This is a genomic window from Steroidobacter gossypii, assembly GCF_016801985.1.
GTDB classification, from domain to species: Bacteria; Pseudomonadota; Gammaproteobacteria; order Steroidobacterales; family Steroidobacteraceae; genus Steroidobacter; species Steroidobacter gossypii.
Genome location: NZ_JAEVLS010000001.1, coordinates 178,173 through 203,307, shown reverse-complemented (window position 1 = coordinate 203,307; position 25,135 = coordinate 178,173). Strand labels below are relative to the sequence as shown.

The following is a 25,135-nucleotide window of genomic DNA, read 5'->3' as shown; positions in this document are numbered from 1 at the left end:
GCACCATGAGCATCACAACACCTGTCTCTCGCCGTAGTTTTCTGATCGGCTCGGCCTCCGCCATCGGCGGACTGTCGCTGGGCTTTCACGTGCCATTCGCTGGCGCCGCGCCGGCCAAGACTGCGCAGGAAGTGAACGCCTGGGTGGTGGTCCAACCCGATGACACAGTCGTCATTCGTATCGCGCGCTCGGAGATGGGCCAGGGCACGCTCACGGGCCTGGCGCAGCTGGTCGCCGAAGAGCTCGAGTGCGATTGGTCCAAGGTGACTACCGAATATCCGACGCCGGGCCAGAACCTGGCGCGCAATCGCGTGTGGGGCAATTTCTCCACCGGTGGCAGCCGAGGCATTCGCGAGTCGCATGAATATGTGCGCCAGGGTGGCGCCGTCGCGCGCGAGATGTTGATCTCTGCCGCAGCCGCCCAGTGGAAGGTGCCGGCGAACGAATGTTTCGCGGCCAACAGCGTGATCACGCATCGACCCTCGAATCGCAAAGTGACGTTTGGCAAGGTGGCCACGGCCGCCGCCAGTGTCACGCCGCCGAAAGACGTGGCGTTGAAAGATCCCAAGCAGTGGAAGATCGCGGGCAAGCCGCTGGCGCGCCTCGACACAGTGGACAAGCTGACGGGCAAGCAGATCTACGGCACCGATCTGCAACTGCCGGGCATGTTGAATGCGACCGTGCGCGCCTGTCCGCACTTCGGCGGCAAGGTCAAGAGCTTCGACGCGGCCGCGATCACGAGCCGCAAAGGCGTGCGCAAAGTATTGCAGATCGATGACGCAACGCTGGCAGTGGTCGCGGACACCTGGTGGCAGGCCAAGACCGCGATGGATGCGTTGCCCGTCGTATGGGATGAAGGCCCCAACAAAGACATGTCGAGCGAGTCCATCGCCGAGATGCTCAAGGGCGGGCTGGAGGCGCAGGATGCTTTCGTGCAGACCACCGTGGGCGATGCGCCGGGCACGCTGGCGAAAGCCAAGAAAACGATCTCGGCCGTCTACGCGTATCCATATCAGAACCACGCCACGATGGAGCCGATGAACGCGACCGCGCGCTACACGCCGGAGAAATGTGAGGTGTGGGTGCCGACGCAGAACGGCGAGGCGAGTCTGGCCGCGGCGGCGGAAGCCGCGGGGCTGCCTGTGGAGAAATGCGAAGTTTACAAACTGCATCTTGGCGGCGGCTTTGGCCGGCGCGGCATGCAGGATTACGTGCGCCAGGCCGTGCTCATCGCCAAACAGATGCCGGGCACGCCGATCAAGATGATCTGGACGCGCGAAGAAGACATGTTGCACGGAATGTATCATCCGACCACCCAGTGCAAGCTGACCGGTGCGCTGGACGACGAAGGCAACTTGACGGCGCTGCATATGCGCATCTCCGGTCAGTCCATCCTCGCGGCCGTGCGTCCGCAGGGCATGCAGGGCGGCAAGGATCCGGTGGTGTTCCAGGGATTGAACCTCACCGGCGATGAAGGTCACCTCGGTTACACCGTGCCGAACTTGCTGATCGACCACGCCATGCGCAATCCGGCGGTGCCGCCGGGATTCTGGCGCGGCGTGAATCTGAATCAGAACGCCGTGTACATGGAATGTTTCATCGACGAGCTGGCGCATGCGGCCGGCGTGGATCCGCTGCAGTTCCGTCGCAAGTTGATGAAGAACCATCCGAAGCATCTGGCGGTGCTGGAAGCCGTGGCCAAGGGCATCGGCTGGGAGACGCCCGCCGAGAAGGGCCGGCATCGCGGTCTCGCGCAGATCATGGGCTTCGGCAGCTATGTGGCCGCCGCGGCGGAAGTCTCGGTGACCGACGGCCAGTTGAAGATCCATCGCATCGTCGCCGCGACCGATGCCGGGCACATCGTCAATCCGGCGCAAGTGGAACGACAGGTCGAAGGCTCGTTCGTGTATGGCTTGTCGGCGGCGTTGTTTGGCGAATGCACGGTGCAGGGCGGCCGCATGGTGGAGGACAACTTCCACACCTATCAAGTGATGAAGATGGCAGAGATGCCCGCGGTGGAAACTCACATCGTGCCTTCCGGCGGCTTCTGGGGCGGTGTGGGCGAGCCCACCATCGCTGTGGCGGCGCCTGCGGTGTTGAATGCGTTGTTTGCTGCCACCGGCAAGCGCATCCGCACCTTGCCGCTGAAGAAACATAGCCTCGCATGAAGAGGGTGATGCGCATGCTGGGCGCGATCACAGGAGTGATCGCGCCTGCGCTGGCGATGGCTGCATCGCCTCCGGGAGCAGCGTCGTGCCTGGGTTGTCACACCGTCAACGGGGGTGACAACCCAGTGCCGCCCATCGGCGCGCTCGAGGCCGAGCAGATCGTGTCGGCGATGCAGGCGTTTCGTACCGGTGCGCGGCCGGCCACCGTGATGGATCGCGTCGCCAAGGGGTTTTCGGATGAAGAAATCAAAGCCATCGCCCAGTGGTATGCGAGCGCCAAACCGAAGTAGTCGCCGGGCCGTCGTCGGCGGCCTTGCCGCTGGCGGTGTGCTCGCCGCCTTCGGTATGCGGCGCGCGCGAGCGGCGGCTGATGCAGCGCCTCGCGTCGTCGTCATCGGTGGTGGATTTGCCGGGGCGAGTTGCGCGCGATTGATCAAGAGCGAAGATCGCGGAGTCTCGGTGACTTTGGTCGAGGCGAACTCGACCTACGTCGCTTGCCCCTTCAGCAATGCCGTCATCGCGGGTCTGCGGGAGTTGGATCAGCAAAAGTTCGGCTATGACCGGCTGCGTGGCAATGGCATCGACGTGGTCCATCGCAAGGTGACGGCCGTCGATACGAAGTCGCGCTCGGTTCGACTGGATGACGGCAAGCAGCTCGCCTACGATCGTCTTGTCGTGGCGCCAGGCATCGATCTGCGTTTCGATGCGATTCCCGGCTACACGGAGGCGAGCGCGGAGGCCATGCCGCACGCATGGAAGGCGGGCGAGCAAACATTGTTGTTGCGTCGTCAGCTCGAAGCCATGAACGACGGCGGCGTGGTGGTGATGTCCGCGCCGGCGAATCCGTTCCGATGCCCGCCAGGGCCGTACGAACGTGCCAGCCTGATCGCTCACTATCTCAAGACCCACAAGCCGCGCTCCAAGCTGATCCTGCTCGACGCCAAGGATGCTTTTTCCAAGCAGAAACTGTTCGAGGCGGCCTGGAAAGAGCTCTATCCCGGGATGATCGAGTGGGTGTCGCTGTCCTTCGGCGGACAGGTGACGCGCGTGGAACCGGCGACTCGGACCTTCATCACCGAATTTGGAACGCACAAAGCTGACGTGGCTAATGTCATTCCTCCGCAACGGGCCGCGGCGGTGGCGGCGATTGCCGGTGTGGCCGATCAAACAGGCTGGTGCCCGGTGGATCCCGTGACGTTCGAGTCCAGATTGCAGCCGGGGATTCACGTGTTGGGCGACGCCATCATCGCAGGCGGCATGCCGAAGTCCGCCTTCGCGGCGAACTCACAAGCGCGCGTGTGCGCGGCGGCCGTGGTCGATCTGCTTCGCGAGCGCACGCCAGCGTCGCCCAAGCTCATCAACACTTGTTACAGCCTGGTCGCACCCGACTACGGCATTTCCATCGCCGGTGTCTATCAACCGGCGAACGGGCTGCTGACCGACGTGCCTGGCGCGGGCGGTGTGAGTCCGATGGAGGCTCCCAAGTCTTTCCGGGCGCAGGAAGCCACGTATGCCGACGCGTGGTTCAAGACGATCACCCGTGGCGTCTTTGGATGAAACGTCGGCTGATCTGGCTTTTGCTGACGCTGTGTGCGGCAACCTCCATTGCATCGGCGATCACTCCAGTAACACGCTTACATGCGTACAAGGTCGAGGGCGACGCCATTGCGCATCCGCTGGCCGGGCTTTCCGGAGATGCGGCGCGAGGTGCGTCACTCGTGCAGCAGCGGCACAAGAGTTTGTGCGTGCTGTGCCATGCGGGGCCGTTTCCCGATCCGCACCTGCAGGGGACGATCGCCCCGGATCTCACCGGAGTGGGCGCGCGGCTCTCGGCGGGCCAGCTGCGATTGCGCATCGTGAATATGAAGCGCTTGAACCCGGACAGCATCATGCCCGTTTATTTCGAGATCATCGCCGACTCGCAGGAGGTTCGTGTGGCCGAGACCTGGCGTGACCGCCCCATCCTCACTGCTCAGGAGATCGAGGATCTGGTGGCGTATCTGCAGACACTGCGATGAACAGCAACACGACTCGTCCAACGCTGGAGCAAGCGATTCGCTCGTTCACGGGCGGCAAGCAAGTGATCGACGGGCGCGTGAAGTTCCAGATCTCGCCGCTGGTGGAGAATGGCAACGCCGTGCCGGTCACGGTTGAAGTCGATAGCCCCATGACAGCCGAGAACCACGTGCGACGCATCGCGCTGTTCAACGAGAAGAATCCGCAGGCCGACGTTGCGATATTTCATCTCGGGCCGCGCGCGGGGCGGGCCAAGGTGTCGACTCGAATCCGATTGGCGACTTCGCAAGCGGTGGTCGCGCTGGCGGAGACCAGCGACGGCGGGTTCTGGTCGAGCAAGGCCAACGTGGTGGTGACGTTGGCGGCCTGCATCGAGGATGTGTCCCAGGCATGACGCGCGCACTCGTCAATGTGCCCAAGACGGCAAAGCGCGGCGAGGTGATCGAGATCCGCGCCATGATCCAGCACGTCATGGAGACCGGCTATCGCGAAGGGCCGAATGGCGTCATGATTCCTCGCCACATCATCAAGCGTTTCGTTTGCAAATACGGCGGCGAGGAGATTTTTTCCGCCGAACTGTTCCCGGCCATCGCGGCCAACCCGTTCTTGTCTTTCAGCGCCGTGGCAAGCGAAAGCGGCACCATCACATTCGAGTGGACCGATGACAAGGGCGAGACGCAGACCGCGTCCGCCGATATCACGGTGACGTGATGCTTCGGTTCGTGCTGTTGGCGGCGGTTGCGTTCTCTTCCATGGCCCGCGCCGAGATTCCGTCGAAGGATAAGCGCTCGGGCTTCGATTTCATGTCGCCACAGACTCAGGCGATGCAGTCCGACGAAACCAGCAATCCGGGCATGTTGTGGGTGCTGGATGGCGAACGGATGTGGAGCGAGTCGCAGGGAAAGGCCGAAAAGTCCTGCGCCAGCTGCCATGAGGATGCGGCCAAGACCATGCGCGGCGTGGCGGCTCGTTATCCGGCCTTCGACGAACAAACAAAGCGCCCGATCGATCTCGCGGGGCGCATCAATCGATGCCGGGAGACGCGACAGGACGCTCCGCCGCTGGCTCGCGAGAGCAACGAGTTACTGACACTCAGTGCGTATGTTGCATACCAGTCGCACGGCATGCCGATCACGCCCGCGGCTGATCGGCGCCTCGATAAATATCGTGAGAATGGTCGGGCGTGGTTCGAGCGACGACTCGGGCAACTGCAACTCTCCTGCGCGTCCTGTCACGACGATCGCTGGGGTGCGCGGCTCGGCGGTAGCGTCATCCCGCAAGGTCATCCGACCGGATATCCCTTGTATCGATTGGAGTGGCAAGCGGTCGGTTCGTTGCAACGCCGTCTGCGTGGCTGTCTCGTCGGCGTGCGCGCCGAGCCCTTCGAATACGGCGCGTCTGAGTACGTGGACATCGAACTGTTCCTGATGTCTCGCGCCGCTGGCCTGAAGATGGAGACGCCGGCGGTTCGACCTTAGCCGCCGGCGTATGCGACCCAACCACGGAATGTGAAGCCCATATAGAACAGGGTGACGTCCGTGAAGCCATTGTCTCGCAGAATCGCTTCGTCCTGCTCGGGCGAGAGAATCGGTAGCTGCGCGTCGATCGCCGCGCGTGCATTCGCCGCCTTGTCAGGGGCCACGCCCGATGAAACAGCAAAGCTGACGTAGCGAGATAGCCATGTGGCGCGCCCCGCTTCACTCCGGGGGAAGCTCAGGTGCGCCACGACCAGGGGAGCGCCAGGTTTGAGACGTCGGCGAATCTCCCGAATCAGGCGGGCCCGTTCATCGGGCGAAACAAAGTGCAGAGTCAGCAGACAGGCCGCCGCATCGAAGGGGCCTTCGGGCGCGACGTCGATGTAGCCATGGTGTAAATGCACTCGGCTCATGAGTGAACCCAGCGTCGCTTCCGCGAGCTTCAGCATCTCTGCCGAAGGATCGACTCCGTCGAAGCGCCATTGAGGCTGGCTCTGCGCGAACACTTTCAACTCCAGGCCGCCGCCCGCGCCGACCACCAATACACTGGCATCCTCCGGCGCCCGTTCGGCAATCAGCAACGTAGCCATGCGCTGCAGATCGGCGAAGCCAGGCACGTTTCGCGGCGGGCCCTCCGCATAACGAGCGACGGCCTCAGGATCGGTGAACATATCCGCGGGATTACTCATCGTGAGAGTTTCGCGGCAAGGATCCGCTGCAGTCAAATGCATCCTCACTGGTGCACAGACGAATCACGCAGTATTGTCGCTTACATCAAGCACGTGGGATCGCAGCGGATGTCCAACACTGTCGACGAGATGACCGAACGGATGCTCGATGACGCCGGCATTGGGCCCGGCATGCGCGTGCTCGACATCGGTTGCGGGCCGGGTATGACCACTTTCATGCTCGCGCGGCGCGTTGGCAGTGCGGGCCACGTGTTTGGGGTCGATCGCGACGCTCAGATGCTCCAGGTGGCCCGGCAGAAGGCGCGCGACACCGGCGTTACAAATGTCACATTCATCCAGGGTGGATTCGATGTTCGATTCCCGGAGCGCGGGGCGCTCGATGCGGTGGTTGGACGCCGTGTTCTGATGTATCAGTCCGACGCGGCTCAGGCCATATCGCAACTCACTGACGCGGTCCGCAGCGGCGGCGTGATCGCGTTCCATGAGCACGACATGGTTGAAATCAGCGACGGCCGCACCGCACTACCGTTGCACGACCAGGTCCGCTCCTGGCTTCGAGAGATGCTGCGCCACGAAGGGGCCAACTTGAACATGGGGTTCCAGCTTCATTCCGCCTTGTCCGCCGCCGGGCTCGCCGTCGAGCGCGTTCGCGCCGAAGCGAACGTGCTCACGCCGACAGCGAGCTATCCCGTCGGCTCGATCATTCGCGCGGTGCTGCCTCGCTTGCTCCAGCACGGTATCGTCACCGAGGCCGCCGCCGATGTGGAAACATTGGACGAGCGCCTTGCCGCCGAGAGAACAGCGGCGAATGCAACCTGCCTTTGGGAAATGGTGTTCTGCGCGTGGGGGCGGAAGGCGTAGCGCCACATACGTCTTGTCAACCCGGGAGTGGCACGTATACGCTAGCTTCAAGAAACCGCTCCTGTTGACTAGAACGACGCTCGGTCCCGACAGTTTCGCCATTTGCCATACACGGATTAGCATCGACTCTGGCCGGTCGAGAAGATCCGGGATGACTCGGCCTGGCTCATTTCAATGAATGTTCGCTGCCGCGTGGGTGGCGCGGGGCGGATGCATGCGCTGGCAGGTTGAAGCGGAAAACCCAAGGTGCAATATGAGTCTATTGAATCGCATCGCGCGCAAGTCGTATCGGACTTTCATCGGCGGGCTCTACTTTCAGGGCACGCGCCAGTGTCCGATGTGCAACTGGACCGGGTTCCAGTTCGAGCCGGCCAATCAGGGCGAATTCTTCAGATTCGATGCGACCTGTCCCCGCTGCAAATCGCAGGAGCGACATCGGCTCGCTTACCTGCTGCTCGCCAAACGTCTGCCGGCGCGCTTGGGCAAGGTGTTGCACTTCGCGCCCGAGCCTTGCATGAGCAAGTGGCTGTCGTCGCGGACCGATGACTATCACACGGCCGATCTCTTCTTGCCGACGGTCATGCACAAGGAAGACATCTGCAACATGACCTTCGCCGACGATACCTTCGATCTCGTGTGGTGCTCTCATATTCTCGAGCACGTGGCCGACGATCTCAAAGCGATGCGCGAGATCCGCCGCGTTCTAAAGCCGAACGGCCTCGCGGTCATTCAAGTGCCGGTGTGGGGCGCCAAGACCACCGATGAGCCGCTGAGCACGCCGGAAGAACGAATCTCGAAATACTTCCAGGAAGACCATGTGCGCCGCTACGGTGCCGACATCGAACACCGGCTGCGCGCCGCCGACCTCACGGTGGAAACATTGCGCACCGGCGACCTCGACCTGCAGATCGTGCTGCGCCATGGACTCTCCGATCCGTGCGGCAAGGATATCTTCCTGGCGACCAAGACCACCAAGGGATCCGCTTGAGCGGCAGGCTGCCTGCTCAGATACTGCCGTGCCAGGGCCAGCCGTACTGGTGGCAAACATCGGGCCGAAGCGCAGGCTGAGCAGTTTATTTCCGCGTCGGCACTTCCCCACTAGCGCGCATCTTGTCGAGCAAAGCGCGTTGCTGATCGCGATGGGCGCGTGCTCGGGCGGCGAGGGCCTGGAAGCGAGGGTCGGGGCGAATGCGAGAGTAGACTGGGTCGAGTTCGGCGGTGTACCACCAGCCGGCATAGCGGCCGCTTTTCTGACTGGCGGCGAGTTCGGTGAGGGCGCGCTCGTCATTGCCGAGCAGGGCGAACGCGACGGCGCGTTCCCACGCGAACATGTGCGGCGGGCGGCCGATTTGTTCGGCGTCGAGTTGCTGGAGGAGGGAGGTGAGAAGGTCGCGACCGCGTTGTGTCTCGCCGGCAAGTAACAATGCGTGCGCATAGGTGAGCATCAGGCCGCGGTTGCGCATGAGAGAAGGGCCGGAAAAGAGCTGCGTGGTGCGCTCGATGAGATCGAGCGCAGAGCGGAAGTCACCGGTCTGGATGGCATGGTCCCGTATCGCAATGGCCGTCGGCCAATACCAGCCGATCAGCTCCTGCTGGACGGCGTGAACCCGCATCGAGTCGTTGAGCAGGCTGGGGTCCGAAGCAGGCGGCAACCACGCGTGCATGATGGTGCGAGCCATGTCCGCCGCGCGTGCAAGGTCGCGTTGATAAAGCGGCATGGAGATCCACGTCTCCTTGGCAACCCATTTTGTCACCGGCCGGGTGTCGCGCATCAATGACGATGCGGCTGCCACATCGCCCACTTCCAGATACAGCTCGGCGATGATCGCATCGGCCCAATATGAGTTGGTGTCGACGGTCTTCGCTCGCTCCATCAGGCGGATGGCTTCGGCGAAATTGCCGTGCCACATATATTCGGCATTCGCCAGGTCACGCAGCGCGGTGGGGAAGTCAGGCCGGAGCTGCAAAGCTTCGTGCAGCAGTCGTTTCATCCCATCGACATCGCTGCGCGTGGCCAGCACCAGTTGCGCCTGGCGCCAACACAAGGATGCGGAGAGTGGATCGATGCGACGCGCACGATCGATGAGTTCGAGAGCCTCACCGCGGCGCCCCTGGCTGAACAGAAAGTCCGAATAGCGGATGTAATTCTCGTCGTAGCTCGGCGCCAGCTGCAGAGCGCGTCGATACATCTGTTCCGCTTGAACGGGATCGGAAGTCAGTCGTGCTCGCTGCGCCCAAGCGGGACCGAGAGCAGGATTCAATTCGATGGCACGATCGATCGCCTGGCCCGCCTGTCGGGTCAATTCCTCCGACATCTTCCTTGCGCCTAAGTCGGCAGAGAGCATCAGGGCCTGGCCATACGCGTAGTAGCCGCGCGCGAACGAAGGATCGAGCGTGGTCACGCGCGAAAAGATGATGGCGGCCTGGTCAGCGTCCGCCCCTCGAAACGTCGACATGAGCTGCTGCCCACGCAAGTACAACTCGTAGGTCGACAGATCCGTCGGAATGTCCGTGGATGCGTTGCCACCGCTGTTACCAATCGCAATCTGAAGCGACTTCGCCGTCTCTGCGACGACCGCCCCGTTGATCGCAGCGAGTTGTTCGACAGGTTGCTCGAAGGTTCTGGACCACAACGGTGAGCCGGACTCGACATCCACCATCACGACGTTCACTCGTACCTGCTTGGACGCCTGCGTCACGTCGCCACGTAGCAGATATCGCGCGCGCACCTTGCGAGTCACGGCCTGAAGGTTCTGTTCCGACTGCATGGCGTTCTCGATCGAGCCGCTGGCGATGACCACCAGGTCTTGCAGCCCTGCCAGCCGGTTGCGCAGCAGGTCGGTGACAATGGGGGCGAGCGATTGCGTTTCGGCGTCCTGCGTCGCCGGCGCAAGCGGCGCCACGACGATCGCTCGGCTATCGAGCTGGGCGGCCGGGGCCGGCAGCCCCGCCGTCAGCGTCGGCCCCGAATCGCGTAAGGCGAACCAGGTCCCCAGGCCGAGCGTGACGATCAATAAAGCGGCGAGCCCCCAGCGCAGACGGGGCGAGCGAGGCTCTTTGGCTTCCTCGATGGGCGGGGTGGGAGGCGTTCGTGGTTCGGTGGCAACACTTGCCAAGCGTTCCACCGGGGCGACGAGCCGATAGCCCTTGCGAGGCACCGTGGCGATGAATGTCGGTTCGGGATCGGTGTCGCCGAGCAACTTTCGCAACTGCGAGATGGCCTGGTAGACGGAAGCGGGACCGACGACCACACCTGCCCAAACCGTGTCCAACAATTCTCGGGAGCTCACCACCTGTCCCGGCGTCTCGGCCAATCGCACCAGCAACCTCATGGTGCGCGGCTCGAGCCGAACGGTTTCCTGGCCGCGCGAGATCTGATCCAGGGAAGGGTCGACCAGCCACACGCCCACTCGGAAGGCGTTGGTGACTGAGTTGGGGAGCCGTTCAGCGGACATGGGACGAGTATACGGCGGCCATTTCATTCTCAGGGATGCCTCAACACCACGCTTAGAAATCCTTGCGCGAATCCTCAGGGAATCCTTAGGGACCTCTGAGGACTCGCGGGCGCCTCGAGCCGCACAACGGCGCCATGAACATCGCACGTTGTGTAGCCCTGGTGGTCGGGCTTGTTGTGGTCTCGCTATCCGCCGGTGCGTCCGAATGCTTGCGCGAAGCGGTCGAAGCGCACGTCCGCGAGCAGTTCCGCATCTACGGACCCAGATCGTCCGACCACGAGTACTTCGGATTCATCTACCTGCAGGACGGGATCATCGGCAGCGCCGTGGTCCGCAGCTCTCACTGCCGGGGTGAAAAGTGCGTGGTGGACAGCGCCGAGGCGGTGCGCCTGGTGCCGCGATCGGCGAAGGTGCTGGGCGAGTGGCACACCCATCCACACGACGGCTCGACCGGCCTGTCCAGAGAGGACGTCCGGGGCGCGTACAACAACCGTCACATTGATTGCTATCGGGCCTTCTACAGCACGCCCGAGGGCGAGATTTACACCTGGAATCTCCTGCGCCTGTCCGTGCCGGTCGCGATGGCATCGCGACAGCGACTCGGCAACTACAACGAGTTGCGGGTCGCCGCACTCGCCAGATCGCCGGACTAGCCGAACCGCACCGAGTAGATCGGCGGCAGATTGTGACTGACGACGTCCCAGCTCTCGCCTCGATCCTCACTGAGATAAAGGTTGCCGGTGGTCGACCCGAAGGCGACAGCATCGTCGCGATTGTCCAATGCGTGGCGATACACGACGTCGTATGCGTTCTGCTGCGGCAGGCCCTTGCGTTGCTGTTTCCAGCTGGCACCGCCGTCGTCGGTGCGTGCGACGAACAGGCCGCCATCGAGGGCCATGCGTTGCGCATCGGAACGGCCAGGCACGAGCCATGCGACCTTGCCGTTGTGCGCATCGACGGTGACGGGGAAGCCGAAATGCACGCCGTCGCTGGGGGCGCTGACTTTGCGCCAGCTCTGCGCGCCATTGTCGCTGTAGAAGACGCCGGCGTGGTTCTGCTGCCAGACGTGATCGGGCGCGTCGCGGCACAGTTCGATGAAGTGTGGATCGTGGCCCCATTCCGCTTCGGAATCGGGGTTGTGATCCATGGTCATGCCTTTGTTTCGGCTGCGCCAGGTGCGGCCGCCGTCGGATGTTTCCAACACGCCCGCGGTGGAAATCGCAATCAGCAGCCGCCCGGGATTGCGCGGGTCGATGGCGATGGAATGAATGCCCGGCGCGAACTCGCCACCCTCGGAGGCCGGTGTGCCGAACCATTGGGTCTCGCCGGTGCCTTCGCCGTTGAACAAATCCCCACCGCGCGATTCGTGATTCCATAGCGGTCGGTTGAGCTCGAACGATGCACCGCCGTCGCGGCTTTCGAACAGCCCGCCGGGGATGGTGCCGACCCAGATTGCGCCGTCCGGGCCGAAGGCGATGATCCACAGCTTCAACAGCGTCGCATTGCGCACCGTGGTTTTCCAGCCGAGGCCGAAATCGCTCGCTTGGTCTTCGAACATGTCCTGGCCGATGTAGCGCGCGCCTTCGGGATATTTGATCTGCGCCGGGTTGTCGCGCCAGGTGGCGCCGTCGTCATCGGAGATCGAGAGCTTGGCGCCCCAGTGGCCGTGACCCAGCAGCGCCCACACGCGATTCGTGTTCGGATCGCGGGCCACATAGTTCACGTTCGTGCCCACGTGCCCGACCAACGCGGCACGCCAGCGGCCGCCGGACTTCTCGATCTTGAACGTTCCTTTGCGCGTAGCCACCCAGACGGTGTTGCCGCTCACGTCAGCCTCCGCTCAATGCCTGCAGGATCGATACTTTGTCACCGGCGCTGACCGGGTCGCTCAGATTGCGCCGGTCGCGAATCAAGCTGTTGCCGATAAAGATATTCACGTGCGGGCGCAATCGGCCGCGCTCGTCACATAAATAAAAACCGATTCCCGGCGCCCTCGCTTCGAGCGCGCGCACGACACCGGCCACGTCGATGGCTTCGACTTCGAGCGTCAAGCCCTCGAGCTGAGGGAAGAACGCGAACAGGTGTCGAGTGAGATTGACCTGGACCACGCGGCGGAGGTTGACACGAGCCGCTAGCTCACTTCAAGCGAACTTGCGCCGGCGCTTTCGAGCGAGGCGATGAGATCGGTGCAGGCATCCGCGGGCGCCGAGCCGAAGTCGATCTGAAACATCCAGGCGTCCCCGGCAACTTCCACGTCGCTCAAGCTGTGTACGACGCCGAACAGGCCGGTCTGGTCGGGCTCGCGTTCATCTTCCGTATCGAACCAGCGTTCGAACCATGTCGTCAGCAGATCTTGTTCCAGGGCGGTCACGCCGGTGACGCGAACGTTGGCGCAGTCCCAGAAGAACGAGCCAATGTGCACCGTGAAGCGGTTGAGATCGAACGCGGCGTCCCTGAAGGTGAGGCGCCGTGTCGAATCGATTTGCACGGTCTCGCCGGTGCTTTTCACGATCAAGTCCGCACGATATGGAGTCGGCGGCGTTCCCTCTCTGGCGAGGGTCCCGTCGGCCGTTCGCAATGCGGGTTCGACGAAGGATTCAGGGTGATTGCGAACAGCTTCAGACAGTTCGAGCACGTACAGCGCGCGAACCGTGCTCAGCAGATCGTGCAGTTGTGGCGCAAGCTGGTCCATGTGGCATCTTGGTCGGGTCGGGCAGCGTCGCCAGATTACTCGCCCGAGGGCGCGGAGGAAACGGATATGCAAACCTGGAGTCGACGGGCGTTTGTGATGGGGGCGGGGTTCGCGGCAGCAGCGGCGCACGCCTCGCCGCGTGGCGAAAATGATCAGCGCCCGAGCAGGAGCGGCGAGCTGGATACGCTCATCGACACCGAGCGAAAGCGCATTGCTGAAGCGATGGAGCGCGATGACATTCCCGGTGTGGCCGTGTGCCTGATCCACGACGGGCAAGTGAGGTGGACCGAGGGATTCGGGGTCACGGATCGTCGCTCGAAGCGGCCGATTGCGCCCGATACAATTTTCAGCATCCAGTCCACTTCAAAAAATCTCACGGCGACTGCCATCCTGCTCGCGGTCCAGCGCGGGCTACTGGATCTGGATGAGCCGATCACCACTTATTTACCGCGTTTCACGGTGCACAGCCGCTTCGAAGCCAGGCCCGAGCACAAGATGACCCTGCGCCTGCTGCTCAGCAATCGCGCTGGCTTCACGCACGAGGCGCCGGTAGGAAACAACTTCGATCCCGAGTTCGAAAGTTTCGAGTCCCACGTCGCCAGCATCTCGCAAACCTGGTTGCGCTTTCCCGTGGGTGAGCGTTACCGATATTCCAATCTCGGTTTCGATGTCGCGGGCTACATCTTGCAGGCGCGTATGAACAAGCCATTCGCGAATTGCCTGCGCGATTTGATCTTCGAACCTTTGGGAATGAAAGACAGTACCGTCGCGACGGAAGAGTATGCGCAGCGGCGCAACCGGGCGCTGGGCCACCAGTCGGGATATGCGGCAGTGCCATTGAAGACGCCGCTCATTCCTTCCGGCGGTGTGTACACCAGCGCACGCGACATCGCCGCGTATTGTCTGTTTCACTTGAATCGCGGCCGCGTGAATGGCTCGCCACTTTTGCAAGAGCCATTGTGGAACGAGATGCACGGGTTTCCTTTCGGGGGTGACTACAGTCTGGGTGTCATCCGCAAGGAGCAGCGCTTCGGTGACACCGATGTGCGCATTCTGAATCACGCGGGCGGCGGCTTCGGTTTCGGCTGTGTTTTTCAGTATTGCCCCGAGGCAGGTTTGGCATGGGCGGCGCTTTTCAACCGCCCGAGCGCCGCGGCGTATCGCTTTGGCGTGCAGCTCATCGATGAGATTCTCGCCCGTCGTTACGGCGCCCCCACGCCGCGGCTGCAGGTGAACGATCTTCCTGCCATTACATTGCCCACGCCCTGGTTGCAAAAGCATGTCGGTCGTTATATTGCGCGCAACTCGAAGGCGGAGATCGAGATCAAGGACGGAGCGTTGGCTTTGCGTGTGGCCAACGAAGTCGCGCCGATTCGGTTCATCTCGCCTGATGAGTTCGTCGTCGCTGGGCCGCAGGGCGATGCCGTGTTCTATCGCCACACGCCTGCATCGGCGCACGCGCCGGCACATCTCGAGTGCTGGATTGGAGAGAACAGTCTCGACTACAACGATGGGCCGCTCGATGAGCGGGGGCCGGACTCGCCAACGTGGGGGCCGTATCTCGGGACGTATCGCGTCGAGCGATGGGGCAAGCCGGCTGAGGTCGTGGTGATTCAGCGCAGGAACGGATATCTATACCTCAACGACACGCGCCTGATCGTAGAACACCAGCCCGGGCTGTTCTTCACGTCCGATGGCGAAGCCGTCGACTTTCGGCACGATCCGCCGAGCTGGCGGAACGTGCCTCTATATCGAACTTGAGCTGACTCAGTACCCGTGGGCCCGCGTCTGCGGGTCCGAAACGCGGATGCTGGTGTGAACATCCTTGACTCCGGATGTTTGCTCCGCGATCTGGATGGCCCAGCGCTTGGCGTTGCGTGAACGCAATGTTCCCGAGAGCGTGACTTCGCCGTTCTCGACCTTCACGTCGATGTCGGAGGCGTCGATGCGATCGTCGTCGGTGAGTCGGTCGCAGATGTCTTCCTGGATCCGCCGATCGGCACGCTGATAGCCGCGAGGACCGCGGCCGCGGTGCTTTGGTTGAGGCGTGTTGATGCTGACGTCTCCTGCACCTTCATACTGGCGACCGGTCGGCGTCACTCCGCCGTAGTTGCCGTACGCATATCCACCTTCGGTGGCGTGCCGACGACCTGGACGAGATTCGCCTCCGGTGAAATCGGGGACGTCGTCGTAATCGACAAGACGATCTCGATTCGACCGATCTGGATCCTCCAGAGAGGCGAAGCGCCGATGCTCGTCACGCGCGCTGTCGCGATAACGACGTAGGTTATCGCGGTCACCGTACAGGTCGTCTCCGGACAGCGGCGCGTCGCGCCAGGAATTTTGTGCAGCCATTGCAGATCTCCGTGGGTGACTTCAAGAGCGTGCGTGGCTCGTTAACGGCTCGGATTTGCCATGGTTCCGGCTCGTCTCGCCGACGCAGGAACAATCGCGGCGAGCGCTCGTTCGATTTGACCAGCATCGAACGGGAGACGCAGATGAGAGCTCAAGAAATGATTTCGACTCACCCCGACGTGCGCGGCAATCCGAGTCAGCCCCTGATCCGCTGCATCGAGGAGTGTTACGACTGCGCGCAAGTGTGCATGAGCTGCGCCGACGCCTGTCTGGCCGAGGAGATGGTTGCAAACCTTCGTCAGTGCATTCGCTTGGACCTGGATTGCGCCGACATCTGCCTCGCCACGGCCTCGCTCGCCTCGCGCCGCACGGGATCCAATCCAGACATCCTGCTGCAACTTCTGCAAGTCTGTGACAGCGCGTGCAGCCGCTGCGCTTCAGAGTGCGAGACGCACGCGGACGAGCACGAGCACTGCCGAATCTGCGCCGAATCCTGCCGTCGCTGCCAACGCGCCTGCCACGACGCCATCCAAGAAGTCGGCGCAAGCACTCACTGAGTGATGAGGCGCGCCGTCATAGCAGGTGAAATCCGCCAGCGCCAGGTCCGTTGTGGCGATTATTGCGATCACCGGAGCGCATCCTCGCGCTCCGGTTGTTGCCGCAGAACTAGCAGCGATCGTTGACTGAACCGGTCTTCTATCCGGCGGGCGTGGCCAGCTTCAGGCCGACGATGCCGGCGACGATGAGCGCCAGGCTGGCGAGTCGGCCGGCGCTGGCGGATTCGCCCAGAAACAGAATGCCCATGGCCGCCGTACCCACTGCGCCGATGCCGACCCACACGGCATAAGAGGTGCCCACTGGCAGCGATTTCATGGCGATGCCGAGCAGCACGACGCTCGCGACCATGGCAGTCAGCGTGATCACGCTCGGCCACAGCCGAGTGAAGCCCCCCGTCTGTTTGAGCCCGACGGCCCAGACGATCTCCAACAATCCCGCAATCACCAGCAGCAACCAAGCCATGTGAGCTCCTTCGCAACGAAAACACCGGACGGCCATCGCCCAGACGACTGACGGGCGGCCGCCGTGACAAAGGCCGATGGTCAGTCCGAGTTCGCGACCGAGCATAAATATATACGTATGCGAGAACCACCCGAGCCGTTGCGTGGCACTCACGTTCGATGAAGTCAGCTCCCGATGTTCCAACCGCGGACCTGGAGGGTTCCATCATGCTTCGCAGCGTCCTGTTATTCACCGCCGCTCCGGCGCTGGTCCTGATGGCGGCCGGTACCGCCGCCGACGATGACTCCAACCGGAATGCCCGCCGAACGTTTGCCGAATTGAAACCGACTGAAGAAGTGCCGGCGTTGTCCTCACCGGCGCGTGGCCGGTTCAGGGCCACCATCGACGACCAGAACCAAACCATTTCCTACGAGCTCAGCTACCAGGACCTGGAAGCGCCGGCAGTGCAGGCCCACATCCATGTCGGGCAGCGAGGCGTGAACGGTGGGATCAGCGTGTTCCTGTGCGGCAACGCTCCAGCGGTGCCGGCGGCCCCGACGCCGCAACCGCCAGCGTGTCCGCTGGCGCCAGCGACCATCACCGGCGAGTTGACGGCGGCGCATATCGTCGGCCCGACCGCGCAAGGCATCGAGCCGACGAGGAATTCAGTCAATGAGTTCGACGAACTGGTCGCGATGCTGCGTAAGGGGGTGGCCTACGTGAACGTTCACTCATCGCGCTTTCCCGGCGGCGAGATTCGCGGGCAGGTGCGCTTGGACCGGAACAGATCGGACTGACGGGCGGATTTCCGACCCTGGCTTCCTCGACCGACATTGAGGCGATGCCTGAAATCGGCTCCACCCGCTCAAGCATTACCGATCAGTGACGATCTTATACCCGCGAGTACTGTTTTGCAGGCGCGGGTCAGAGGTCGAGCATGTCGAGTTTGAGAGTGGCGATTGCCTGGTGTGCCTCGGCCTGTCTGTTTTCCACTCAGATCCAGGCCGAGGCGGTCGAGAATGACCCGGCCGCGGAGCTGGAGTCACTGCGACAGCGATTGAAAGCCCTGGAAGAGAAGGTCGGCGCGGATGCGCTCGCGCGGACTCATGAGCCGGCGGCAAGCGACAGCGCGAGCGCGAACCGGTTAGGAAGGCTGAGCTTCGCTGGCGATGCGCGATACCGCGCTGAAAGCATCGACGCCGGCGCAGTGGATAACGATCGTCACCGCGTTCGAGCGCGCTTCGGCGTCGAAGCCAGCGTGACCGACACGATGATGACGGCCTTCAGGCTGTCGACGGGCGAGGGTGATCCCCGGTCGGCGCACCTGACGTTCTCGGGCGGATACTCGCGGCGGAGCATTGGGATCGATCTGGCGTATCTGCAATGGGCAGTTGCGCCGGAACTGCGCGTGGCTGCGGGCAAACTGCCGTATCCGAATTGGCAGCCCGCGCAAAGCATTTTCATTGGCGGCGACTTCAATCCCGAGGGTTGGTCGACTTCGTATGCCAGCCAGTCCGGCTGGTTCGCCAATGCGCACCACTTCTGGCTGCAAACGCGCCTCGACGAGGCGGATTCGCGTCAGAGCGGATTGCAATTGGGCTTTACCAGCGATGCAAAAGGGGCAACGCGCTTCACGGTCGCGGCGGCGTACACCGACTTCATGCGCGTTGCCGGTCGGAAGCCCTTTCTGGATGGAGTCAATCCCTACGGCAACAGCTTGAACGCCGCGGGTGAGCTGCAGAACGACTTCAACATCGCGGAGCTCGCCTCTGAGGTGACATTCGAGCGTTACCCGGGCTCGCTTACGTTATTCACCCACGTGGCGCGAAACGCTTACGCTGGCGAGAACGACATTGCCTATGCGACCGGCGTTACCGTGAGCCCCTCGCGCTGGAAACATTGGCGTTTCGGGTACCAATACGCTCGCATCGAGAAAGATGCGCTGTTCGGCCAGTTGATGGACGGCGACTTCGGGGGCGGTAGCACCGATTCGCGCGGGCACGCCTTCCGCGTTGCTTACCGGCCGCAGGGTCGCTGGAGCAGCACGCTTTCCTATCTGCGCAACGACGTGAACATTTCATCGACGGCGCCACAGCCGTTCGATCTGATTCAGCTCGATATCGATTTCATTTACTGAGGACGTCATGGGTTTGTCGAAATTGAAGATCAACGCGCGACTGATGCTCGCGTTCGGCATCGTCGTCGCCATCCTGGTGGCGCTGATCACTGCGGCCAAGATCAGCCAGACCGAGCAGCTGCGCTCGCAAGAGATGAACATCCACACCTACGAGGTCATCGAGCGCGCGGACCGCATCCTGCAAGCGCTGATCAACATGGAGACCGGCCAGCGCGGCTTTGTGATCACCGGCACCGACTCGTTCCTCGAGCCGCTCACCGCAGGTCAGAAGGATTTCGCCAGCAACTTCGGGCAGATCCGCGAGCTGACCTCGGACAATCCGGCGCAGCAGCGGCGACTGGCCGATCTCGAGGAGGCCATGAAGGGCTGGCTGCGACAGGCGGTCGAGCCGTCGATCGCGCTGCGTCGTGCAGTGAACGCCGGCAGCAAGACAATGGAGGAGCTCGTGCAGTTCGAAAGCGCGGCCCATGGCAAGCAGGGTATGGACGCGATGCGCGCCAAGCTGGCTGAAATCGTCGACGTCGAGGACGATCTTCTGGTTGAGAGGACGGCCGCGGCGGTGGAAGCTCGAGAGACCCTCGACGCCGTGCTCATGGGTGGCGGCACTTTGGCCGTGGTTCTATCGGTGGTGCTCGCGCTCGCGATCTCTCGCAGCATCGTGAATCCGCTGCGTCAGGTGCTGCGTGCTACCGAGGACCTGCGTGCTGGCGATGGCGACCTCACCTACCGCCTGCCGCAGATGGATGCGGAGTTCGGCGAGATCTCCACATCGCTCAACGGCTTCATCGAGAAGTTGCATGAAATCGTCGCGACCACCAAGTCTCTGTCGGCATCGATGTCGAGCGGCACGTTGCAGATCGCGCGTGGCAACGACGATCTAAGTCAGCGCACCCAGGAACAGGCCGCGGCCCTCGAGGAAACGGCTTCGAGCATGGAAGAGATGACCGCGACTGTGAAGCAGAACGCGGACAATGCGCGCCAGGCGAATCAGCTCTCGACCAACGCACGCTCGCATGCCGAAAAGGGCGGCGCAGTGGTTCAGCGCACGGTTGCGGCCATGGAAGAGATCAATACCTCGAGCCGTAAGATCGCGGACATCATCAGTGTGATCGATGAGATCGCCTTCCAGACCAACCTGCTGGCGTTGAATGCGGCTGTCGAAGCGGCGCGCGCCGGCGAGCAGGGCCGCGGATTCGCGGTAGTCGCAAGCGAAGTGCGCAGCCTTGCTCAGCGCAGCGCCACGGCCGCCAAGGAGATCAAGGATCTCATCAACGATTCGGTGGAGAAGGTCGACGCCGGCTCGAAGCTGGTGGACGAATCCGGTCGCACGCTCAACGACATCATGGAAGCGGTCAAGCGAGTCAGCGACATCGTCGCCGAGATCGCGGCCGCCAGCGAGGAGCAGGCGCAGGGCATCGACCAGGTGAACAATGCGGTATCCCAGATGGATACCACCACGCAGCAGAATGCGGCGCTGGTCGAGGAAGCATCGGCGGCCAGCAAGGCGCTCGAACAGCAAGCTCAGGGCTTGGTGGCGCAGGTCGGCCAGTTCCGCACGCGTGATGCAGCGGTTGCGCAAGCCAGGCAGCCGGCTCGCGTAGCCCAGGCGACCGTTGCATCGATGCAGCGTCCGGCGAAGCGACCGTCATCGGCGCGGCCGGCTGCAATCGCGACGGCCGTTGGCGCGCCGGTTGCGAAAGCCAGCGGCCATGACTCGACGTGGCAGGATTTCTGATCATGAGCCCGAGCACGAGCTCAGAAACGAGCGAAACGGCCGCTCACCGGCAGATTCTTACTTTTCAACTCGCCGATCAGGTGTTCGGCGTGGACATTCTGCGGGTTCGTGAGATCCGCGGCTGGTCGGCGGTCACGGCGGTGCCGGAAACACCGCCGCACGTGCTCGGCGTCCTCAACCTGCGAGGCGCGATCGTGCCAGTGATCGACTTGCGTGCGCGTCTCGGATTGCCCGGGATGGACGCGACCGCGACCACCGTGATCATCGTCTTGACCGTCATGGCCGACGAAGGCCGCAGAGATTTCGGCCTGGTTGTGGATGCGGTCTCGGAAGTGACTGACTTGCACAGCAGCGACATCCGGCCCACGCCTGCGGGTCTCGGCGACAGCAATCAGCGCAGCGTGCCTTCGCTAGCGACGCTCGGCGAACGCATGATTCTATTGCTGGACATCGACAGCATGTTGAGCGGCGAGCCCGAAGTGGCGCTCGCCTCCTGAGATTGCGCCTGCAGTTTGCGGATGCGCAAGGCAGTTACTGCTTGGGCTCCTCGATCCCGAAACGATCCACGAGCGCGTCGTATTGTCGGCGCGTGATGGTGATCATCGCGCCGTGACGCACCTTCGGCGGCAGGCTGTATTTATCCCAGGTCGAGTGGAAGGTGTAACCGGAGATCTGATACCACGGACCGGAGAGCTGGTCGGCCACCGACAATCCGTATGACACGCCGGGGTACTGCTCGTAATACAGATACCAGACCTCGCCGTTGGGCGAAGGGATCAGCATCGGCGCTTCGCGAAAGTTCGGGCTGATCGGCGCGCTCAGATCCTTGTACGGGCCGAGCAGCGAGTCGGAGCTGGCGATGCGAATGGTCTTGCCCGTGACCCAGTCGAGGGTCGGATAGGTTTCATCCTTGATGATGGCCCAGTACTTGCCCTCGGCACGGCGCAGGAACACATCGATGGTGCCCATCTCCCAGTCGAACAGGCGCTTGGGCGGCGCTGAAAAAGTTTTCAGATCCTTGGAAGTCACATACAGCGTGCGCTGGCTGGCCCAGTAGCGTTCGGCATCTTCCGGGGTGCCTTCCAAGTGCGGCGTGTGCCAGGTCATCACGAACTGCCTGGAGGGCTCGTCGAAATAGATTTTCGGCGCGCCGATTCTTTGCAGCGCCTGCGAGTAACCCGGCGTTGACTTCAGATCGGGCGTGTAATCGCTGTAACGCCGCCACTCGATCAGATCGCGCGACGACCAGATGTTGATCACCGGCGAAGCATCGCTCTGATTGCCGGCGATGTAGTAAGTGCCGTCGGGGCCGCGTGCGATATCCGGATGGCCCCGATAATCGTCGGTGATGCGCTTGCCGTCGTTGAGCCGGTACCAATGCAGCCCGTCGAGGCTGACGCTGTAATAAAGGCGACCGTAGTCGCTGTGAGTCATGTGCGCGAACAGGTACGCCTCGTTCACGGGCTTTTCGCCCTTGCGCACCTGGCCCGGCGGATCGGGCTGCTGCGCCCAGGCGGTGACGGTCGCCATCAGGCTGGCGGCAAGCAGCAGGCGGCGCGAAATCTTCATCGGCTTGATCCCCTCGTCGGCCCGGTCGAGGGGCCGATATGACATGGTGCGATTTATAAGATAAATCAGTTATAGGACATCGCTCTGCGTAGATCAACACCCCCGGGCAGGGCGGAAGTTTATTCCCGGGGGGTTGAACAGATTTATAAGACAAATAATACTTGTCCCGCTCGACGCCATCCGGGGCACCGCCCCAGCGCGAGATCCGCGATTGATAAAAGGGGGAAAGCGGTATGAGGCTCAAGACTGGCATTCTGTGTTCCATGTCGGCGGCGCTGGCGATCGGCTCGCCGGGGGTATGGGCGCAGCAGGCGGGCAACGCCGGCAGCGGAGCGCTGGAAGAAATCGTGGTCACCGGCATCCGGCAGAGCCTCGAACGCGCCGCCGATATCAAGCGCGAATCGCTGCAAGTCGTTGATTCGATCGTGGCCGAGGACATCGGCAAGTTCCCTGATGCGACCACCGCAGCAGCTCTGCAGCGCGTGCCGGGCATTCAAGTCACCGTGGGCTCGAACAACGAAATCGTCGGCATCCGCATCCGCGGCCTGGACGACATCCTCACCACCCTGGACGGTCGGGAGCTGTTCTCCACAACCGGCCGCGGCTTCGCGCTTCAGGATTTGCCCGCCGAGGCGCTGGCGCGCGTCGACGTCATCAAGAGCAGCACTGCGAATCTGATCGAAGGCGGCCTTGCGGGCGTCACGGATCTGCGGCTACAGAAGCCGTTCAACTTCAACAAGCCGACGGTGGTAGCGGCCGCGCGCGCCAACTATCCGGACAACGTCGACGAGATCAATCCACAGTTCGGCGTACTCGCCACTGATCGCTGGGACGTGGGCAACGGCGAGATCGGCGCGCTGGTCAACGTTTCCTGGTATCGCAACGATTTCGATCGTCCGATCTCCTTTGTCGCCGAACGCCGCAGCCTGATCGCCACGCCGCACGAAGTGCCCGGGGTGCTGGCGCCGAACACCTTTGGCGGCCTCAATGATTACGGTACATACGAGCGCCCCCAGGTGAATGCCGCGGTTCAATGGCAGGCGACCGACAACCTGGAGGTGTACGCGGATGCGCTGTATGCCGGCTATCGGTCGGAACATCAGTCGGCGTTCATCGCGACGCCGTTCTTCTTCCCGGAAACCCAGCTCGAGAGCCTGGAAATCGACGAGAGCCGCTGCTTTCTGGCGCGCGTGACGCCCGACGGCTTCAATCCGAACGAGGTCCAGCTGCGCAACCCCAACTTCCCGATCAGGACGGATACGTTGTGCAACATGGAGTCCGCGACGTTCAGCAACGTGCGCGGCCTCACCAGCACGCAGAGCCGCGAGCAGAAGGTCGACAACTACCTCGGCGGCGGCGGCGTGAAGTGGAGCAACGGCGCCACCGACATGCAGTTCGATCTGGCCTTCCAGAAATCCAAACAGGATCTGGAGGTGTTCATCGTCGACATCGGCAAGCGCCTGAACGTCACCATCGACACCGATCGGAACGAAGGCGGCGTGGTGTGGCACGAGGGCAATGCGCTCGGCACCCCCGGCGGTTTCTTCCTGCGCAACGGTTTGAACCAGAACTTCCAGGAGTCCACGGGCGAGCTGTGGCAGACGCGGTTCGACGTGAGTCACGACCTGGATGGCGCATTCGGCTTCCTCAAGTCGATCCAGGCTGGCGTGCGTTACGCCGATCGCACGGCGCTGTTCGAACATGCACAGGTCAACAGGGGCGCGCCGGGCGGCGACATGAGCACCTCGCTGGACGGCCTCGGCCTGCCTGGCGATTTCCTGGTTCGCTCGCCCGGCATCGATCGCATCAACGGCGGCGCGGCGTTCCTCATCCCGAATCCCGATTACCTGCGATCGTCGGCGGGCCGGGATGTGCTGCGCGGGATTTACGGGGTGGCTGCTGGCGATCCTGTCTATCAGCCCGAGCGTCGCTTCGACGCGAGCGAGGAAACGTATGCCGCTTACGTGCAGCTGGGCTATGACGTTGCGGTCAGCGACACGATCACGGTCGATGGCGTCATCGGCGTGCGCCCTACTCGCACCGAGCGTCACATCGAAGGCGCTGGCCTGGTGAGCGGCGTGGTCGTGCCTCGCGTGAGCGATACGACGGACACGGAGCTCCTGCCGAATGCCAGTGCACGCATCGATTTCGGCAATGGTCTGCAGTCGCGTTTGTCTTACTCGAAGACCATGCGCCGGCCCGAGTTCACCGCGCTCAATCCGGGCTTGAGCTACGTGGTAGCGACCAACCCCGCGGTGATCAATTCCGGCTCGTCCGGCAATCCCGATCTGAAGCCGCAGATCTCCGATTCCTACGATGCGACGCTCGAGTATTACTTTGGGCCAAGCATGGTCGCGGTCGCGCTGTACTACCGTGATCTCGCCGATCGCGTGATCAACTCCGCGAACGCCGAGGTGATCGACGGCATCACCTACAACATCACCCGTCCGCGCAATGTCGGCGCGGCCGAGTTGCAAGGCATCGAGCTGAGCGGCCAGACGTTCTTCGACTTCCTGCCCGGCCTGTGGTCGGGATTCGGCGTGTTCGCGAACTACACGTATGCGGACACCGAAGTGAAGGGCGACGATCCGCTGGCGGGTTACGAGTTGCAGGGCGTGTCGAAGAACAATTTCACCGTCGGCCTGCTGTACGAAAAGGCCGGCGTGTCGGGGCGCCTGGTGTACACACAGCGTTCGCGTTACTACGATCAGGACACGACCGGCCTCAACATCGTCCGGCCGATCGAGGCGGATCGCGTGAATGACCGGGAGTACATCCCGACCGCGCTGAACTACGTCCGTCCTGGAGGTCGTCTGGACTTCAGCATCGGCTATGACGTCACGGACGCGATCCGTGTCGATGTGGGCGGCAGCAACATCCTCGGCAACGAGTACAAGAGCTACTTCGACTACGACTGGATCAATCGCGACTTTCGTTACGATGACACCATCTACACGCTCGGTGTGCGCGTGAGGATGTGAGTT

General features: G+C 62.7%; 25 protein-coding genes. 17 read left to right on the top strand and 8 right to left on the bottom strand.

Annotated features, from left to right (window positions below):
- The first annotated feature begins 5 nt into the window (after window positions 1-5).
- Genes JM946_RS00970 through soxA form a run of 7 tightly spaced genes read left to right on the top strand, consistent with a single transcriptional unit; the run spans window position 6 to window position 5,662 of the window.
- Window positions 6-2,168 (top strand): xanthine dehydrogenase family protein molybdopterin-binding subunit, encoded by a 2,163-nt coding sequence (locus JM946_RS00970; protein ID WP_203165271.1) that lies wholly within the window; start codon window positions 6-8, stop codon window positions 2,166-2,168.
- Complete coding sequence (locus tag JM946_RS00965; protein ID WP_203165270.1) at window positions 2,165-2,458, top strand: c-type cytochrome; 294 nt, start codon at window positions 2,165-2,167, stop codon at window positions 2,456-2,458. The genes JM946_RS00970 and JM946_RS00965 overlap by 4 nt, the downstream gene beginning before the upstream one ends.
- Complete coding sequence (locus JM946_RS00960; protein ID WP_218042538.1) at window positions 2,436-3,725, top strand: FCSD flavin-binding domain-containing protein; 1,290 nt, start codon at window positions 2,436-2,438, stop codon at window positions 3,723-3,725. The genes JM946_RS00965 and JM946_RS00960 overlap by 23 nt, the downstream gene beginning before the upstream one ends.
- Window positions 3,722-4,186, top strand: coding sequence for a sulfur oxidation c-type cytochrome SoxX (gene soxX / locus JM946_RS00955; protein ID WP_203165268.1), 465 nt, complete (start codon window positions 3,722-3,724; stop codon window positions 4,184-4,186). The genes JM946_RS00960 and soxX overlap by 4 nt, the downstream gene beginning before the upstream one ends.
- The gene (locus tag JM946_RS00950) at window positions 4,183-4,578 is read left to right on the top strand and encodes a SoxY-related AACIE arm protein (protein WP_203165267.1); all 396 of its coding nucleotides are present in this window, start codon (window positions 4,183-4,185) and stop codon (window positions 4,576-4,578) included. The genes soxX and JM946_RS00950 overlap by 4 nt, the downstream gene beginning before the upstream one ends.
- Window positions 4,575-4,895: a thiosulfate oxidation carrier complex protein SoxZ gene (soxZ, locus tag JM946_RS00945; protein WP_203165266.1), complete on the top strand. Its 321-nt coding sequence runs from the start codon at window positions 4,575-4,577 to the stop codon at window positions 4,893-4,895. Before JM946_RS00950 ends, soxZ begins: the two co-directional genes overlap by 4 nt.
- A complete protein-coding gene (soxA, locus tag JM946_RS00940; protein ID WP_203165265.1) occupies window positions 4,895-5,662 on the top strand; it encodes a sulfur oxidation c-type cytochrome SoxA in 768 nt (255 codons plus the stop codon). The genes soxZ and soxA overlap by 1 nt, the downstream gene beginning before the upstream one ends.
- Here the strand turns inward: soxA and JM946_RS00935 are convergent.
- A complete protein-coding gene (locus JM946_RS00935; protein WP_230979418.1) occupies window positions 5,659-6,348 on the bottom strand; it encodes a class I SAM-dependent methyltransferase in 690 nt (229 codons plus the stop codon). The genes soxA and JM946_RS00935 overlap by 4 nt on opposite strands.
- Window positions 6,349-6,456: 108 nt before the next feature.
- Between JM946_RS00935 and JM946_RS00930 the strand changes: the two genes are divergently transcribed.
- The gene (locus JM946_RS00930) at window positions 6,457-7,209 is read left to right on the top strand and encodes a methyltransferase domain-containing protein (RefSeq protein WP_203165264.1); all 753 of its coding nucleotides are present in this window, start codon (window positions 6,457-6,459) and stop codon (window positions 7,207-7,209) included.
- A 253-nt stretch (window positions 7,210-7,462) separates the two neighbouring features.
- Complete coding sequence (locus JM946_RS00925; RefSeq protein ID WP_203165263.1) at window positions 7,463-8,197, top strand: class I SAM-dependent methyltransferase; 735 nt, start codon at window positions 7,463-7,465, stop codon at window positions 8,195-8,197.
- Between the two features lie 85 nt (window positions 8,198-8,282).
- Here JM946_RS00925 and JM946_RS00920 read toward each other — a convergent pair whose 3' ends face one another.
- Window positions 8,283-10,664, bottom strand: coding sequence for a tetratricopeptide repeat protein (locus JM946_RS00920; RefSeq protein ID WP_203165262.1), 2,382 nt, complete (start codon window positions 10,662-10,664; stop codon window positions 8,283-8,285).
- A 134-nt stretch (window positions 10,665-10,798) separates the two neighbouring features.
- Here JM946_RS00920 and JM946_RS00915 point away from each other — a divergent pair, with 134 nt between their 5' ends.
- Window positions 10,799-11,317: a hypothetical protein gene (locus JM946_RS00915; RefSeq protein WP_203165261.1), complete on the top strand. Its 519-nt coding sequence runs from the start codon at window positions 10,799-10,801 to the stop codon at window positions 11,315-11,317.
- Here JM946_RS00915 and JM946_RS00910 read toward each other — a convergent pair.
- Genes JM946_RS00910 through JM946_RS00900 form a run of 3 tightly spaced genes read right to left on the bottom strand, consistent with a single transcriptional unit; the run spans window position 11,314 to window position 13,356 of the window.
- Window positions 11,314-12,492 carry a WD40/YVTN/BNR-like repeat-containing protein gene (locus JM946_RS00910; RefSeq protein ID WP_203165260.1) on the bottom strand — a complete coding sequence of 393 codons (1,179 nt, stop codon included), beginning with the start codon at window positions 12,490-12,492 and terminating at the stop codon, window positions 11,314-11,316. The genes JM946_RS00915 and JM946_RS00910 overlap by 4 nt on opposite strands.
- Window position 12,493: 1 nt before the next feature.
- Window positions 12,494-12,772, bottom strand: a complete 279-nt coding sequence (locus JM946_RS00905) for a MoaD/ThiS family protein (RefSeq protein WP_203165259.1) — start codon at window positions 12,770-12,772, stop codon at window positions 12,494-12,496.
- A 23-nt stretch (window positions 12,773-12,795) separates the two neighbouring features.
- Complete coding sequence (locus tag JM946_RS00900; protein WP_203165258.1) at window positions 12,796-13,356, bottom strand: hypothetical protein; 561 nt, start codon at window positions 13,354-13,356, stop codon at window positions 12,796-12,798.
- 66 nt (window positions 13,357-13,422) lie between these two features.
- Between JM946_RS00900 and JM946_RS00895 the strand changes: the two genes are divergently transcribed.
- Complete coding sequence (locus JM946_RS00895; RefSeq protein ID WP_203165257.1) at window positions 13,423-15,117, top strand: serine hydrolase domain-containing protein; 1,695 nt, start codon at window positions 13,423-13,425, stop codon at window positions 15,115-15,117.
- Window positions 15,118-15,123: 6 nt separating this feature from the next.
- Here the strand turns inward: JM946_RS00895 and JM946_RS00890 are convergent, their stop codons facing one another.
- Window positions 15,124-15,711, bottom strand: a complete 588-nt coding sequence (locus JM946_RS00890) for a BON domain-containing protein (protein ID WP_203165256.1) — start codon at window positions 15,709-15,711, stop codon at window positions 15,124-15,126.
- A 143-nt stretch (window positions 15,712-15,854) separates the two neighbouring features.
- On the opposite strand from JM946_RS00890, the gene JM946_RS00885 reads away from it, so the two are divergent.
- Window positions 15,855-16,268 (top strand): four-helix bundle copper-binding protein, encoded by a 414-nt coding sequence (locus JM946_RS00885; protein WP_203165255.1) that lies wholly within the window; start codon window positions 15,855-15,857, stop codon window positions 16,266-16,268.
- Window positions 16,269-16,407: 139 nt separating this feature from the next.
- On the opposite strand, the gene sugE is transcribed toward JM946_RS00885, so the two are convergent.
- Entirely contained in the window at window positions 16,408-16,731 is a 324-nt protein-coding gene (gene sugE / locus JM946_RS00880) for a quaternary ammonium compound efflux SMR transporter SugE (protein WP_203165254.1), read from the bottom strand.
- 206 nt (window positions 16,732-16,937) lie between these two features.
- On the opposite strand from sugE, the gene JM946_RS00875 reads away from it, so the two are divergent.
- The 4 genes from JM946_RS00875 (at window position 16,938) to JM946_RS00860 (ending at window position 21,079) form a co-directional block, all read left to right on the top strand.
- Complete coding sequence (locus JM946_RS00875) at window positions 16,938-17,507, top strand: CHRD domain-containing protein (protein ID WP_203165253.1); 570 nt, start codon at window positions 16,938-16,940, stop codon at window positions 17,505-17,507.
- Between the two features lie 140 nt (window positions 17,508-17,647).
- A complete protein-coding gene (locus JM946_RS00870; RefSeq protein WP_203165252.1) occupies window positions 17,648-18,847 on the top strand; it encodes a putative porin in 1,200 nt (399 codons plus the stop codon).
- 7 nt (window positions 18,848-18,854) lie between these two features.
- The gene (locus JM946_RS00865) at window positions 18,855-20,582 is read left to right on the top strand and encodes a methyl-accepting chemotaxis protein (protein ID WP_322110876.1); all 1,728 of its coding nucleotides are present in this window, start codon (window positions 18,855-18,857) and stop codon (window positions 20,580-20,582) included.
- A 2-nt stretch (window positions 20,583-20,584) separates the two neighbouring features.
- Window positions 20,585-21,079, top strand: a complete 495-nt coding sequence (locus JM946_RS00860) for a chemotaxis protein CheW (RefSeq protein ID WP_203165251.1) — start codon at window positions 20,585-20,587, stop codon at window positions 21,077-21,079.
- Window positions 21,080-21,113: 34 nt separating this feature from the next.
- On the opposite strand, the gene JM946_RS00855 is transcribed toward JM946_RS00860, so the two are convergent.
- The gene (locus JM946_RS00855) at window positions 21,114-22,151 is read right to left on the bottom strand and encodes a glycoside hydrolase family protein (protein ID WP_203165250.1); all 1,038 of its coding nucleotides are present in this window, start codon (window positions 22,149-22,151) and stop codon (window positions 21,114-21,116) included.
- Between the two features lie 233 nt (window positions 22,152-22,384).
- Here JM946_RS00855 and JM946_RS00850 point away from each other — a divergent pair, with 233 nt between their 5' ends.
- Window positions 22,385-25,132 carry a TonB-dependent receptor gene (locus tag JM946_RS00850; RefSeq protein ID WP_203165249.1) on the top strand — a complete coding sequence of 916 codons (2,748 nt, stop codon included), beginning with the start codon at window positions 22,385-22,387 and terminating at the stop codon, window positions 25,130-25,132.
- Window positions 25,133-25,135: the final 3 nt, after the last annotated feature.